General features: G+C 34.7%; 13 protein-coding genes and 1 tRNA gene. 9 read left to right on the top strand and 5 right to left on the bottom strand.

The features are described from left to right. The first annotated feature begins 345 nt into the window (after positions 1-345). From hemW to BM130_RS15460, 6 genes are all read left to right on the top strand, one after another. A complete protein-coding gene (hemW, locus tag BM130_RS10845; RefSeq protein ID WP_010527692.1) occupies positions 346-1,473 on the top strand; it encodes a radical SAM family heme chaperone HemW in 1,128 nt (375 codons plus the stop codon). A gap of 302 nt (positions 1,474-1,775) precedes the next feature. Further along, positions 1,776-2,150, top strand: coding sequence for a rhodanese-like domain-containing protein (locus BM130_RS10840; RefSeq protein ID WP_010527691.1), 375 nt, complete (start codon positions 1,776-1,778; stop codon positions 2,148-2,150). Positions 2,151-2,501: 351 nt separating this feature from the next. After that, positions 2,502-3,359 carry a cation diffusion facilitator family transporter gene (locus BM130_RS10835; protein WP_010527690.1) on the top strand — a complete coding sequence of 286 codons (858 nt, stop codon included), beginning with the start codon at positions 2,502-2,504 and terminating at the stop codon, positions 3,357-3,359. Positions 3,360-3,537: 178 nt separating this feature from the next. Next, entirely contained in the window at positions 3,538-4,149 is a 612-nt protein-coding gene (locus BM130_RS10830) for a sigma-70 family RNA polymerase sigma factor (protein WP_010527689.1), read from the top strand. A gap of 173 nt (positions 4,150-4,322) precedes the next feature. Then, a complete protein-coding gene (locus BM130_RS10825) occupies positions 4,323-5,303 on the top strand; it encodes a permease (protein WP_010527688.1) in 981 nt (326 codons plus the stop codon). A gap of 29 nt (positions 5,304-5,332) precedes the next feature. Further along, positions 5,333-5,503 (top strand): hypothetical protein, encoded by a 171-nt coding sequence (locus BM130_RS15460; RefSeq protein ID WP_157998108.1) that lies wholly within the window; start codon positions 5,333-5,335, stop codon positions 5,501-5,503. Between the two features lie 855 nt (positions 5,504-6,358). Here the strand turns inward: BM130_RS15460 and BM130_RS10820 are convergent. Next, positions 6,359-6,432, bottom strand: a tRNA-Ile gene (locus BM130_RS10820). Between the two features lie 536 nt (positions 6,433-6,968). Here BM130_RS10820 and BM130_RS10815 point away from each other — a divergent pair. Beyond that, a complete protein-coding gene (locus tag BM130_RS10815; RefSeq protein ID WP_010527687.1) occupies positions 6,969-7,598 on the top strand; it encodes an HAD family hydrolase in 630 nt (209 codons plus the stop codon). Positions 7,599-7,602: 4 nt separating this feature from the next. Here BM130_RS10815 and BM130_RS10810 read toward each other — a convergent pair whose 3' ends face one another. The 3 genes from BM130_RS10810 to BM130_RS10800 form a co-directional block, all read right to left on the bottom strand. Then, positions 7,603-8,025, bottom strand: coding sequence for an SPOR domain-containing protein (locus BM130_RS10810; RefSeq protein WP_010527686.1), 423 nt, complete (start codon positions 8,023-8,025; stop codon positions 7,603-7,605). A gap of 103 nt (positions 8,026-8,128) precedes the next feature. Then, a complete protein-coding gene (locus BM130_RS10805; protein WP_010527685.1) occupies positions 8,129-8,830 on the bottom strand; it encodes a response regulator transcription factor in 702 nt (233 codons plus the stop codon). Positions 8,831-8,900: 70 nt separating this feature from the next. Beyond that, on the bottom strand, positions 8,901-9,929 hold the full coding sequence (locus BM130_RS10800) for a sensor histidine kinase (RefSeq protein WP_010527684.1): 1,029 nt from the start codon (positions 9,927-9,929) through the stop codon (positions 8,901-8,903). Between the two features lie 249 nt (positions 9,930-10,178). On the opposite strand from BM130_RS10800, the gene BM130_RS10795 reads away from it, so the two are divergent. Both BM130_RS10795 and BM130_RS10790 read left to right on the top strand, forming a co-directional pair. After that, positions 10,179-12,449, top strand: a complete 2,271-nt coding sequence (locus tag BM130_RS10795) for an inorganic phosphate transporter (RefSeq protein ID WP_010527683.1) — start codon at positions 10,179-10,181, stop codon at positions 12,447-12,449. Between the two features lie 58 nt (positions 12,450-12,507). Beyond that, positions 12,508-13,215 carry a ComF family protein gene (locus tag BM130_RS10790; protein WP_237706135.1) on the top strand — a complete coding sequence of 236 codons (708 nt, stop codon included), beginning with the start codon at positions 12,508-12,510 and terminating at the stop codon, positions 13,213-13,215. Between the two features lie 2 nt (positions 13,216-13,217). Here the strand turns inward: BM130_RS10790 and BM130_RS10785 are convergent, their stop codons facing one another. After that, positions 13,218-14,417, bottom strand: coding sequence for a homoserine dehydrogenase (locus BM130_RS10785; RefSeq protein WP_010527681.1), 1,200 nt, complete (start codon positions 14,415-14,417; stop codon positions 13,218-13,220). Positions 14,418-14,428: the final 11 nt, after the last annotated feature.

Raw genomic sequence — 14,428 nt, 5'->3', positions numbered from 1 at the left:
ATTAATGCGTTGAAATATTTTCTTCATTACCGGTTATTGTTGATAACTTATTAAAATCTGTTGATAACTTATTGTTTTTGAGTGTTTCACGTGGAACAATTTATTACTTGAAGTGTTATATGAATCATAAAAAAATAATCCATTTTTGTTCACTGAAACTTTAGCTCGAATCCAACTATAATGAGTTGCTAAAATATATAAATTCTTTATGCGGCAAAAGTGGTTCAAAAGGTTTATTGGTTTATAATTTTTTTAATTAAAGCTGTTTGCATATTCTTATTGGACAGATTATTTTTGTGTTGGACTTAGATTTGGGAAAGTTAAAATAATTAAAGTGAAATCTGGATGGCCGGTATATATATTCATGTCCCTTTTTGTAAAACGCGTTGTCATTATTGTGATTTTTTTAAAAGTACTAACCTTGCTTTTAGAAAACAATATCTTGAAAAGCTTTTAGAAGAAATAAGGGAAAGAAGTGATTTTTTTGAAAAAAATAATACACCTGTTCAAACAATATATTTTGGTGGAGGAACACCTAGCCTTCTGAAAGTTGAGTGGATTGAAAAAATATTGGAATCCATACAGACAAATTTTCGGGTTATCGATAATGTGGAAATTACCTTGGAAGCTAATCCTGATGACTTGAATTTCGAATACCTTAAAGCAATAAAAAATATTGGAATCAACAGACTTAGTATTGGGGTTCAGAGTTTTTTTGATGAAGATTTAAAAAGAATGGGACGCAGGCATAATGCCCTTCAAAGTCGGTCCGCATTGGAGTGGGCATTTAAAGCAGGATTCCAAAATGTTGGTATCGACCTTATTTATGGTCTTCCCTGGTCCGATTCTAATCTCTTTCTGTCAAATCTTGATGTTCTGCAAGAATATCCAATAGTACATTTGTCTGCTTATCACCTTACCATTGAGCCCAATACTCAATTCGGGAAATTAAAGTTGCAAAAAAAACTTTTTGAGATAGAAGATTCTAAGAGTGAAAAACTTTTTTGGAACCTTCATGATAAAGTCGAACAATTAGGCTTTGAACATTATGAAATTTCCAATTTTTGTAAAGAAGATTATTTTTCCCGTCATAATTCTTCCTACTGGAATAACGAACCTTATCTGGGGGTTGGTCCCGGTTCTCATTCTTACGACGGGAATCATAGATACTGGATAAAACCTGACCTTCATCAATATGTAACTAAAGGTTATTCAGAAGGACTTAGTTGCGAATCACTGACTACAACTGACCGTTTTAATGAATATTTAATGCTTGGTTTGAGAACTCAAAAAGGAATTGATATTAAAAGAATGATGGAAAATTTTGAAGAGTTTTGGATTAATATACAGCCCAAAGTACAGAAGTGGTTAGATAGTGATTTTTTGGAATGTGAAGATGGATACATTAGAGGTACTCGAAAAGGTTGGTTTGTGATTGATGGAGTTATTAAAGACCTTTTTCTTGTTGATTAGGTAACATCCAAAGCATGAAACGAGCATGGCGACTTTTTGCCACAAAAGAACATGTATAAAACTGAGGCAGAAGTGCACAGGCAGAAGGCAGAAGAAGTGATTAGTCATAAGTCAACAAGTGGTTAGTGTTAAATAACTAATGACTAACGACTAACCACTAATGACTACCTTTAAGAAAAAATATATCAATAAAGTAAGTAAATTTTATAAGGATGAAATAGTATTTCTTTAATACCAAAATTGGTTGAAATAGCTTTGTTTTGAATGCTTAAAATAGAATTTAATATAACATCTGTTTTTTAATGAGAAACTATTTGTTGTTGCTGTTTTTAATTTTTCCTTGCCTTACTTTGTATGCTCAGGGCAACCTTACGGCTAAGCAGTTTTCTTTATTTATGGATACCTGTAAAAATGTTGTTGTTATAGACGTCAGAAATAAAGAAGAATTTTTAGAAGAAAGAATACCCGGAGCTATAAGTTGTGAAAATAAGGATGCCCTGTTTCAGGTGACTGATACTATTGATAAACAACAACCTATTTTGGTTTATTGTAATATGGGTAATAGGTCCAAAAGCGCTTTAGAATTACTCAAAAATAAGGGATTCAAAAATATTTACCAGTTAAAGAAAGGTTTTGTTGAATGGAGAAGAAAAGGTTATCCAATAGTTCAAAATTGAGAAGATAGCCAATTAGGTTATTTTTTAGTTATACCATCTGTAATTATTGAACGAATAAAATGCCCATGGCCAATAAAATATTATTAAACGATGAAGTTATCTAAAATTAAGCTGGCAAGTTTTACTTGGCCAATAAGACGGCATGTAAATTATACCCGTATAAAACGAGCATGGCGGCTTTTGCCACAATAGGACATGTATAAACGACAAAGGCAGAAGGAAGAACAAGTCATTAGTCATTAGTCAATAGTCATTAGTGACAAGTGTTGATTAACTAACGACTAAGGAACTAACCACTAATGACTAATTTTAGTTTCCATTATACCAATGAGTTAAATAAATTATATACTAATGAATTTTAAAAAAGGCATTATTGTCACTTGGGTCTCTATTGTTTTAAATATTGGATTATTTGCAATAAAATACTGGGCAGGAATAGTGTCTCATTCTGTTGCTTTAGTTGCCGATGCATGGCATACCCTTTCTGATTCGGTCTCATCTTTAGCTGTGTTACTAGGACTTAAATTTTCCAATATGCCTGCCGACCAGCGGCATCCTTATGGACACGGGCGTGCCGAATTAATTGCTTCCTTAATTGTGGGGATTTTATTAGCCGTAGTAGGTTTTAATTTCCTGGCTGATTCAATTATCAAATTTAAGGAACAGGCTGCTTTTAATTTTAAGCCATTGGCTATATGGGTTACCGTTATATCAATTGTTGTTAAGGAAGCAATGGCCAGGTATTCCATTTATGTGGGAAAAAATATTCATTCCAATTCATTGAAAGCCGACGGATGGCATCATCGTTCGGATGCTATTTCCAGTTTGGTTATTTTAATTGGCATTTTCATTGGTTCGAAAATCTGGTGGATGGACAGTGTGTTGGGTATTTTTGTCTCTTTCATGATTTTTTATACCACCTATGGAATTATGAAAGATACTATAAGTGTTTTGCTGGGTGAGAATATTGAAAAGGAAATGAAAGATGAAATTGAATCTATTGGACTAAATATTAGAAATAACTTGTTCTTAGACCCACATGATTTCAAAATCCATCACTATGGAAATCATTCTGAACTGGTGTTTCATATCCGATTACCCGGCGATTACAGTCTGGCTAAAGCCCATGCCATTGCCAGCGAATATGAAGCCCTTATTGAAGATAAATACAGCTTAGAGGTTACCATTCATATTGAACCGGTGGAATAGAATGAAACGAGCATGACAATGAGAGATTTTCACAAAAGAGAATGTATAAAACTCTTTGTCATGCGAGTTCCATCAGGCCAATGAGTTAGATAAATTTTATACTGATGAAAGTAACATCAAAACAATTAAGGTTATGCAAGTTTCTTTCGGCTTATGTGTTTGACAAATTTTATTTCTGATGGGAATTATTATGCAAGAAAATGAGAAAAATTCGGCTTGTTGTAATTTGGAAAAAATAGCTTCTGAATTTTACGGTAAAATTTGGAAATATGTTATTAAAAAGGTTCATAATGAAACCATTGCTTCCGACATTACTCAGGAAGTGATGGTGTGTATTATTAATGCTTATAACAAAAATATTCTCATAAAAAATGTAAGCGGTTGGTTGTTCCGGGTAACTAATAATGTTATTTCCGATTATTATCGTAAGAATAACTTAGTTCTTTATGATGAAAAAAATGTGGACCTTCCTGCAGAAAAGGGAAATTTCGAATTATCAGCCGAAGATTTTATTATCCCCATGCTAAACTTGTTGCCGGAAAAATATCGCATTCCGCTTTATATGAGTGATATAGAAAATTTAAAACAAGCGGAGATAGCGCAAAAGTTAAATCTATCGTTATCAGCAGTTAAAATGCGATGCCAACGGGGCAGAATGAAATTACATCAACTTTTTGAGGAATGTTGCGATATTGAATACACTAAAGATGGTGCTTTTTCGCACTGCACTTTAAAAGCGTCATGTGATGTTTTATTAAAAGAACAGGAAAAAATGATTGGTCAAAGTTAATTTACTGCTGTTCTAGTCTTTTTTATAAATAAAGACTTAATGGAATTTGCATAAATCTCTGTGTTTATTCATAGCACAGGGATTTTTTTTGCTGTTTTTTCGGGTCAAAAATGTGACTTTTTTAAGGTTAAAACGACTACAGGAAAAGAAGCAATTAATAAAAATTATAAATCATGCAGGAAGTATTAATAACGGCCATTCGAAATTTATTTTACAACCTTTTGGGAGTATCTCCTTCCCATTTTGTAGATAATTTAAGCAAAACGTTAGGAAATTTTGTTTTTATTACATTGGAATTACTCATTTTGTTCATAGCCATAACGGCCCTCATTGAGTACATCATGATGCATGTAAATCGTAACAGGCTTGAACAATTATTTCGCGGAAACGGGCTTCTGGGAAACGTTGCGGGTTCACTTTTTGGGGCCATAACGCCCTTTTGTGCGTGTTCTACCATACCTATGACAGTAGGTTTTTTGAATGCCCGAATGCCTTTCGGGTCAGTAATGTCTTTTTTAATATCTTCTCCCCTGTTAAATCCTGTCATTGTTGCCATGCTCGCAGGAACTGTAGGTGTTCGAAATGCAATAATATATTTTATCCTTGCTTTTGCGCTTTCAACGCTGTTTGGTTATGTGCTGGAAAAGTTAGGTTATGCACGGTATGTTAAATCTGTTAGAGTGAGTGGCGGCAAACATGTAGATGAGGATGGACAAGACGCAAGAAGTAAATATTCCTTTAAGAAAAAAATAACTATATCCTTAAAAGCCGGGAGGGATTCTTTAACGCCTATTTTGCCATATCTTTTTATAGGGGTAGGTATAGGAGCAGCCATATACGGATACCTGCCGGGGGGCGATTCTTTTACACGCTTTGCCGGTAAAAATAATCTTTTTGCCGTACCTATAGCCTCTATTATCGGAATACCACTTTATGTTAGGGCTGAAACAGCTATACCTATAGCTATGTCATTAATATCTAAGGGCGTTGGTATGGGAACGGCCATATCTCTTATCATCGGTGGTGCCGGAATGGCTATCCCCGAAATGACTATGCTCGCCAAAATATTTAGAAGACCATTATTGGTGTCGTTTATTACCGTCATTTTTCTGGTGGCAGTAATTTCCGGTTATACGTTCAATATTATTTTATAAATCAATTTTTAACCTTAAAAATTAATGCTATGAGACTATTTAAAAAGTCCAAAAAGGCGTCGGGCTGTTGTAACATTCAGATTGAAGAGGTAAAAGAAACACCTCAAAAAAATGATGAACCGAAGTGTTGTGAAAGCAATAATAACACAAAAAAAGAAGCTTCAAAAGAAGAAAGTAAGGATAAGCCATGTTGTGGCTAAAGTTTTTTGAGTCAGTCTGGTCTTGTAACAGGCTGACTCAAATTTATTATGTGAAAGAAAATTTAAGTGATAATTTTAAAGTTCTTAATGTAAATAAAATGCAGAATTACACCCTTTTCCTCTTTACAATTTGACTCACTGTAAATATTGACTTTTTCAGAACTGATTTTTGACTGCTTAAAATTAATATCTTATTTAATTTTAACCGGTCCGGTTTCCTGAGAAGGCTACATTACGAAATAAATATATGTGCTCTGCATATATTGATGAATATTAGTAGTTTAAATCGATATTAAATTTTAATTCTCTAGAGAATATGACGTTCATTATTCTGTTTAGACAGACTTAATCCTCTAGAGGATATGAAGTTTATTATTCTGTTTAGACAGACTTAATCCTCTAGAGGATATGAAGTTTGTTATTCTGTTTAGGCAGACTTAATCCTCTAGAGGATATGAAGTTTATTATTCTGTTTAGACAGACTTAATCCTCTAGAGGATATGAAGTTTATTATTCTGTTTAGACAGACTTAATCCTCTAGAGGATATGAAGTTTGTTATTCTGTTTAGACAGACTTAATCCTCTAGAGGATATGAAGTTTATTATTCTGTTTAGGCAGACTTAATCCTCTAGAGGATATGAAGTTTATTATTCTGTTTAGACAGACTTAATCCTCTAGAGGATATAATGTTTGTTATTCTGTTTAGACAAACTTAATCCTCTAGAGGATATGGTCCAAATGAAGGGTAAATAAGAGACTTCATTGAGTAATTCGCCTGTTATGTTATTAATTTTTCGCTTAAGTTGAAAAAAAAAACGCCACTTACAACTATAAAAATGTAAGTGACGTTTTTGTGGGCCCAGCAGGGCTTGAACCTGCGACTCCCTGATTATGAGTCAGGTGCTCTAACCAACTGAGCTATGGGCCCGGTTCCAAACAACTATTGTTTTCGTCGAGCGGATGCAAAATTACAAAAAGGAAGGTAATTTTCAAACTTCATTTTACCATTAGTTGGTATTAAATTATGAATAAATTTATCTCTGATATCTTATCATGTTGTATTTTGGGTGGTTATAGATATTTTATGTTTTTAAAAAGAATTAAAACTTTTACAATAGAGCTAAATATAAACGAACCTTACCTAAATCATTGGGTTAAATCTAATTAATAACATAAAATTATCGTTCAGGGAATGGGTGAATAAAATTTTAAAACGAATAATTCTTTACATTTGCATACTCTGATGTAAACCAATTCAGGAATATTGGGGCAGGATAATCTAGTTTTTTAATGAAACGAGCATGGCTAAAATGGCTTGTCACAATAAGAACATGTATAAACTTTAAGTCATGCGAGTTCCATCAGACCAATGAATTAGATAAATTTTATACTGATGAAAAAATTAGATTGTGAGGTAGGTTTTAATTTGTTCAATGATTTAAGAAAAACAAGGAAAATTGGATTATGTATATGATTAAACCTGACGGGATAAAAAATATTATTTTTGATTTAGGGAATGTACTTATTCCGTTACAAATGGAACAGGCCGGCTTGGAATTCAGAAAGCTTATTTCAGACCAAAGCGGTATAAAAGATCCTATGGAGTTAAGCTATCTGGAAAGTTTTACCCTCTACGAAACCGGCAAAATATCTACGAAAGATTTTTTTCAGAGTTTAAAGCCTTATTTTAAGGAAGAAGTTTCCATAAGTGATTTTGAAATTGCCTGGAATATGATTATAGGTGATTTGCCGGATGCTCATGCCAGATTGTTAAAACGCCTAAGCAATCGTTACCAGTTATTTTTATTGAGTAACACAAATGAATTACATGCCAATCACTTCGAATATAAGATAGATGGCATTTTAAATATTCATCAGGTATTTAAAAAAGTATACTACTCGCATTTAGAAGGATTTCGAAAACCCCAGAAAGAGATTTATCAACGGGTATTGGACCAAAATCGTCTTAAGCCATCGGAAACACTTTTTGCCGATGATTTGCGAGAAAACATTGAATCGGCCAGCGAATTAGGTATACAAACCTTACAGGTGACTCCCGATATTAACCTGGAAAAATGTTTTGAAGCTTTTTAAGGGTTTATTTTTTCACTAAAACCCACACATCTTCTTTGCCAGGTACCAGACGTTCCTCTTTCATTTTGGCAATGGCTTCTTTTTTGTTTCTAAAGCCCATATAGGAAACCTTGTAGAATTCACTGTTAATGCCAGTGTTGCGCACAATAACCTGAGAATTGAACCCTTGGTCGGTCAACTTTTTTTGTAAAGCTTCTGCATTGGAAAGATTAGCAAAACTTCCTGCAATAAGGAAATATTTGTCGGGCTCAGGTGCGGGTTCTGGTTCAGATATTTCGGTTTCAGTATTGTTTTGAACAGTAGTATCGGCTATGGCAGGAGCTGGTGTTTCCTGTTTTACAGGTTCTACTTTTGCTTTTTTGGGGTTATTTTTACAGGCAGCTACAAACAATAACAACGTTACAGATACAAAAATTATTTTCTTCATAAAGGGACTTTTAGAGTGACTACATTCAAAAATTCTCTTTTAGTGATGCAATTTACGAAACAAAATTACAAATTAAAGAGAAAAATTTAGAATCCCTTAAAAATCAACCAATGAACTTGTAGCCTACACCTTTAATAGTTTTTATATGATTTTGTCCGATTTTTTCTCTGAGCTTTCGAATATGGACATCAATGGTACGGTCGCCCACAATAATGTTGTCGCCCCAGACAGCCGAATAAATTTCGTCCCGGGTAAAAACACGATTAGGTTTGGAAGCCAAAAGAAGAAGTAATTCAAACTCTTTTTTGGGTAAAACCAGCTCTTTATTTTGGATAAGAACTATATATTTTTCACGATCAATAGTTAAATCACCTACAGCAATACGGGTTTCATCAGACGGTTGTTCGTTGGTTGAACCACTTTTATAACGTTTAAGTAAGGCCTTTACTCGCGAAATTAGTACTTTAGGTTTAATGGGTTTGGTAATATAGTCATCGGCCCCGGCTTCAAATCCTGCTATCTGCGAATAATCTTCTCCGCGAGCGGTTAGAAAAACCACCAGCGAATCCTTGAGTACAGGTATCTGACGCATCTCTTCGCAGGTTTCGATGCCATCCATACCCGGCATCATTACATCTAAAATAATCAGATGTGGACAGTATGTTTGAGCCACTTTAAGTGCTTCGGAACCATTGGCGGCGGTTTTTACCTGAAAACCTTCTTTTTTAAGATTATAGCCGATAAATTCCAGAATATCCGGTTCGTCATCCACTAAAAGAATTTTGTAATTGTTTGTCTCATTCATGGCTTATTGGTTGATAAACATTTTAATTAATATGAAAGAAGGAAGTAAAATTTTTGGTTTCACCAGAGATTCAGGCTTTTTTCAAAGTAAAAGTAAAAGAAGTACCTTCCCCCGGTTTACTATTCACATTGATGGTTTGGTTGTGAGCTTCAATGATATGTTTAACAATAGCAAGACCCAGGCCTGTCCCCCCCTGTTCCCTTGACCTGCTTTTATCAACTCGGTAAAAGCGTTCGAAGATTCGCGGTAAATCTTTTGAAGCAATACCAATTCCGTTGTCCTTTACTTCGATTAATACCAGGTTATCCATATCATAAAAGTTAACGGTGGTGGTACCCCCTTCTTTTCCGTAATTTATAGAGTTTACTACTAAATTGCTTAAAACCTGAAAAATTCGAGGTTTATCAGCCATAACAAAAATGTTACGATCAATATTACGTCCAAATTTAAGTTTTATATTCCGTTTATCAGCTCTAACCTCTTGTAGGTCAAAAACCTCTTCTGTTAATTGAAATATATTGAAACGAGATGGATTCAAAACCATTTCACCGGATTCTAGTTTGGAAATGGACTCGAGGTCCTCTATAATAGAAATCATACGGTCAATACTTCGTTCTGTTCTCTTCAAATACAACATGTTAATTTCCGGATCATCAATCCCCCCCTCTAACAGAGTAAGTATATATCCTTGAATGTTAAATATTGGGGTTTTCAGTTCGTGAGAAACATTACCTAAAAATTCTTTTCTATATTTTTCGAGTTGTTTAAGATGTTGAATTTCCATGGTTTTGCCTTTCATCCACTCAACAACTTCCTTATTGACCCGGGAAAAAATGTCCGTATCTGTTTCGTTTAAATCTTTAACGCCTGGTTTAAAGCTATATATGGTTTTGTAGATGGGTTTAATTTTAGCATATATAAAAGAATTGATGAAATAATTTATTGCAGAGAAAGCGATACCGGTAAATAGAGGAATAGTAATAATAAGAGAAATAACAAGGTTGGGACTAAAATAATTGATTAGAAAAAAAATTATAGACAGACCTAAAAAGGTAACTGCCAGGTAACCTGCAATTTTTTGAGGAGCAACAGTCTTCATACTATTTTATTATACATTTCCCAACAGCATGGTACACAAATATAAATGAAAATACCATGAAGTAAGTCAATAGATGTTTCGGTAGCTATTTTAAATTAATGTTAAGACGACAATGAGCCTGAAACTAAATTTTTTAAAAGTAAATTTGAATAAAAAAAAGGAATAAAGCTAACAATAATTTAACATAGGGGTCTGCTTAGTCAGCTAATATGACACTATTTTTGTTGTTCATCAAATAAAAAAAGCATAATGACATTCGTTTGGGTTATTGCCATATTACTCGCCATACTGGGTATAATAGATTTAATTGTTGGGGTATCCAATGATGCCGTTAACTTTCTCAATTCGGCTATAGGTAGCAGAGTAGCAAAAAGCCGCACCATATATTGGATTGCCGGTTTTGGTTTGATAATAGGTACACTTTATTCGGTGGGGATGATGGAGGTGGCACGGGAAGGTGTAATCTATCCTCAAAATTTTTATTTAACAGAACTTTTGGTTCTCTTTTTGGGTGTAATGATAGTGGATATAATTTTAATAGACACCTTTAATACTTTAGGTTTTCCCACTTCAACAACCATGGCAGTAGTATTTGAGCTTACCGGTGCAGCACTGGCAATGGCCTTGATAAAAAGCAATCATTCGATAACAGGCGATGCTCTGCTTACCGATTACATAAATACCGGACGAGTATTTATACTCTTTTCAGGGATTTTGGTATCGATCATCATCTCTTTTGTCCTGGGAGCAATCATTCAGTTTATTACCAGATTATTATTGGGTTTTAACTTTCAAAGTCGGTCAGGTTGGATACGATTGTTGTATGGAACTATTTCCATAACCATTATACTTTACTTGATATTGCACAAAGGAATTAAGGTTTCGGAAGTTATAAATATCAATGCCAATGAGTGGTTAAATCATCACCCCGTAATTTTTTTCGTATTGTTTTTTTCAATCACGTTTTTTGTCCTATTTGTTTTACGTTTTCTGTTTCAAGTCAATACTTCGCGGGTAGTAGTTGTAATCGGTACTTTTGCTTTGGCCCTTTCGTTTGCAGCAAATGATTTAGTGAATTTTATAGGTATCCCGTTGGCAGGCATAGAAAGTTTTAAAGCCTATCTTACTAAAGACCCGGGCGTAATGCCGGAACAATTTAGTTTGTCTTTTTTAAGTAAAGAATGGCTAAGAAATCATGGGATAGGTGGTAATGCTAATGCGTTGTTTTTTCTCCTTTCCGGAGTGGTAATGGTAATTACGTTATTTTATTCGAAGAAATTACGAAGTGTTACAGAGACCGAAGTATATCTGGGTCGGCAACGGGCAGGTCATGAACATTTTGAACCATCGCAACTTTCCAGAGTTGTGGTAAGGAGTTTTTTAGGATTATATAATAAGGTAGTTCAGTTAATACCCAAACCAATTCACCAATATGTGGCCAATAGGTATCAAAAGATGGATGATATTAAAACTTCTGAAGCCTTGGATGGGGTAATCTATTTTGATACTATACGTGCTACGGTAAATTTGATTGTTGCAAGTCTATTAATCAGTCTTGGCACGGCCTGGGCTTTTCCTTTATCCACCACTTTCGTCGTATTTATGGTAGCCATGGGAACATCCATGGCCGACCAGGCCTGGAGTCGGGAGAGTGCTGTTTATCGTATATCAGGGGTATTAACAATACTTGGCGGATGGTTTATAACCGCCTGCCTGGGGTTTTTGGGTGCTTTTTTCCTGACTCTTCTGTTATGGTGGGGAGGATGGATTGCCATACTTATTTCATTATTATTAATGACATTATTTTTAATAAAAACCACTCAGTTTCATAAAAAAAGGATTGAAGAGCGGGAATTATTTAAACGGGAAATTTATGAAGAAGTAGCACAAAATATTGATTGGCTTCAAAATTCGGGCAGTGACACAATCCGAAAAATGATTCTGGAATCGTCCAAAATATATATGCTATTGATAAAAGGGCTTTTGGAAGAAAACAAAAATGAATTGTTCGAAGTATCCGAGAAAACCAAACAACTTAAAAGGCATATCAAACATTCCAAAACGGAATTTTTTTCAACCTTAACCCGAATACCAGAAGAAACACAGGATTCTGGGCAATATTTTGTTCAGGCCCTCGATTATTTAACGGAATTAGGCAACACATTGTCGTTGATGGTAGAACCAGCATATGCGCATTTCAAGAATCAACATAGAGGTCTTACCGATTATCAAAAGGAGGATTTGACGACTTTGGCAGAAGAAACCACCGCCTTTTTTAACTTTATGGTTTATTTGGAAAAAGATAAAAAATATTTTATGTTTCCGGAACTTATTCAGCGGCAGGAAGCTATCTTTAATCTTATAGAACTTTTACGTTTTCGTCATTTAAAAAAGATAAGGTCGGGTTCGGGGAAAACACGCATTAATATTCTATACCTTGAACTGCTTTCGGAATCGCGAAATTTGATTTTATATTCGGTAAATCTTGTTAAGTCGCTTAAGAATTTCTTTGACAATTAAAGGTCTGTACATTACAACCTGTAAAGGAAATTATAGAAATCTGATAAATGAAATGATGATGGATTTAGCACCATTAGCCAGGTATTTATCCGGTTTAACATCACTATTTTTTCCTGTTATATGTAAGGGGTGTGGAAAGATACTGAAAAGTTCACGTACAGTCATTTGTGGGCGCTGTGAAATGGAGTTGCCCAGAACCAACTTTCTAAAGAAAAAAGATAATCCGGTTGCTCAAATGTTTTGGGGACGGGTAAAATTGGAATATGCAGCCTCACTGTTTTACTACCGGAAGGCAGAGCTTCTTCAAAAGCTAATTCATCATTTAAAGTATCATGGAGGTAAAGAAACCGGTATTTATTTAGGCCGGTTGGCCGGAAAAATGTTGAAACAAACGGAAATGGCCGGGCAATTCGATGCCATTGTACCCATACCACTTCATTACCGAAAACAAAGAATAAGAGGCTATAACCAATCCGAGTTGCTTGCTTATGGCATTAACGAAATTACATCAATCCCTGTAATTAATAAAGCTGTAGTCCGACCGGAATATAATGAAAGCCAAACCCGGCGTGGACGATATGAGAGGTGGCAAAATGTAAAAGATATTTTTAGGGTCATTGACCAAGTCCCTCTCATAAACAAACATATTTTAGTTTTGGACGATGTGGTTACCACCGGTTCAACTATAGAATCATTTTGTCAATCGCTAAGGGATGTTCCGGGCATTAAGCTTTCAGCATTAACCATAGGCTATGCCGACAGGTAATATTAATAATTCAATGTTTTGCCGGTAGCAGCCAAAAAAATGTCCATGGTTCTTAATTTGTCTTTGATGTCGATAAGTTTATCCAGCCGAATGAATCCAATTTTATAGTGATATTTCGGTCCATGATATTCTTCTGAAATGGAATTGAACTCAAAATATTTTAGAATTTCCGGATTACTGTACCGTAGATATACTTCAATGGCCCCTTCTTTATAGTATTCGAACCCGCCGAAATAAGTAGCCTTCTTATATTCATAACGATAAGAATGGCCTAAAGCAGTTATATCCGATAATACTGCCGAACCTGTTGGATGACCGCCTGCGCCTTTTCCGAACATAAATTGTTTGTCGTATGCCAGTCCTTTGATAACCACACCATTGAATTCATCCTCTACACTATAAATGTATTTATCTTTTGATACGAACCGTGGTAATACAAAGAGGGTAATTTTTTTATCATGAAGACGTTCTACCTGCCCTACCAATTTTATTTTGTAACCTTTTTCTTTTGCGAAATTAATATCAAAATCCGATATATTGGAAATTCCGTAATTGAGCACATCGTTGGGTGGTACAATGACTCCAAAGCTGTGCATTGTTAATATAATCAGCTTATATAAAGAATCAAAGCCATCCACGTCAAAGGACGGATTGGATTCGGCAAACCCCAAATTTTGTGCTTCCTTTAGAGCTTCTTCGTAACTTTGATTATTATCAAAAATTTTAGAAAGGATATAATTTGAAGACCCATTGAGAATACCGGTAACGGAAAGCAATAAATCGTTATCGTAATACTCTTCCAGGTTTCGAATAACAGGGATGCTTCCACAAGCCGATGCTTCGTACAGAAGAGATACATTTTTTTCTTTAGCCAGCGACACTAGTTCTGCAAGATTTTCGGCTAGCATTTTTTTGTTGGCCGAAACCACATTTTTCCCTTTAAGCAGTGCTTTTTTTACAATAAAGTATGCTTCATCGGCATTATCTATTAATTCCACAATTGTATTTATACGGTCATTTTCCAGAATATCATCCGGATTATAACAAAAAAAATGTTCGGGCAACGAGCGTTTAATTTTCCGTTTAACGCATATTTTTTCCACTTTAACATCCAGTGCGGGACTCTTCTTTAATACATCATAAAGGCCTTGCCCTACAACACCAAAGCCAAATAATCCTAACGTTAGTTTTTGACGAGTCATGGACTTAAATT

Source organism: Thermophagus xiamenensis (assembly GCF_900112795.1).
Lineage (GTDB): Bacteria > Bacteroidota > Bacteroidia > Bacteroidales > Marinilabiliaceae > Thermophagus > Thermophagus xiamenensis.
Note: the sequence above shows the minus strand (reverse complement) of the source record. Positions and strands in the feature narration are given on the sequence as shown.

What these genes read in the sequence shown, in the direction of transcription:
- BM130_RS10790 (WP_237706135.1), top strand. Translation starts at nt 12,508, where the DNA reads ATGGATTTAGCACCATTAGCCAGGTATTTATCCGGTTTAACATCACTA.
- BM130_RS10810 (WP_010527686.1), bottom strand. Translation starts at nt 8,025, where the DNA reads ATGAAGAAAATAATTTTTGTATCTGTAACGTTGTTATTGTTTGTAGCT.
- BM130_RS10785 (WP_010527681.1), bottom strand. Translation starts at nt 14,417, where the DNA reads ATGACTCGTCAAAAACTAACGTTAGGATTATTTGGCTTTGGTGTTGTA.
- BM130_RS15460 (WP_157998108.1), top strand. Translation starts at nt 5,333, where the DNA reads ATGAGACTATTTAAAAAGTCCAAAAAGGCGTCGGGCTGTTGTAACATT.
- BM130_RS10815 (WP_010527687.1), top strand. Translation starts at nt 6,969, where the DNA reads ATGTATATGATTAAACCTGACGGGATAAAAAATATTATTTTTGATTTA.
- BM130_RS10795 (WP_010527683.1), top strand. Translation starts at nt 10,179, where the DNA reads ATGACATTCGTTTGGGTTATTGCCATATTACTCGCCATACTGGGTATA.
- BM130_RS10830 (WP_010527689.1), top strand. Translation starts at nt 3,538, where the DNA reads ATGGGAATTATTATGCAAGAAAATGAGAAAAATTCGGCTTGTTGTAAT.
- BM130_RS10800 (WP_010527684.1), bottom strand. Translation starts at nt 9,929, where the DNA reads ATGAAGACTGTTGCTCCTCAAAAAATTGCAGGTTACCTGGCAGTTACC.
- BM130_RS10825 (WP_010527688.1), top strand. Translation starts at nt 4,323, where the DNA reads ATGCAGGAAGTATTAATAACGGCCATTCGAAATTTATTTTACAACCTT.
- BM130_RS10835 (WP_010527690.1), top strand. Translation starts at nt 2,502, where the DNA reads ATGAATTTTAAAAAAGGCATTATTGTCACTTGGGTCTCTATTGTTTTA.
- hemW (WP_010527692.1), top strand. Translation starts at nt 346, where the DNA reads ATGGCCGGTATATATATTCATGTCCCTTTTTGTAAAACGCGTTGTCAT.
- BM130_RS10805 (WP_010527685.1), bottom strand. Translation starts at nt 8,830, where the DNA reads ATGAATGAGACAAACAATTACAAAATTCTTTTAGTGGATGACGAACCG.
- BM130_RS10840 (WP_010527691.1), top strand. Translation starts at nt 1,776, where the DNA reads ATGAGAAACTATTTGTTGTTGCTGTTTTTAATTTTTCCTTGCCTTACT.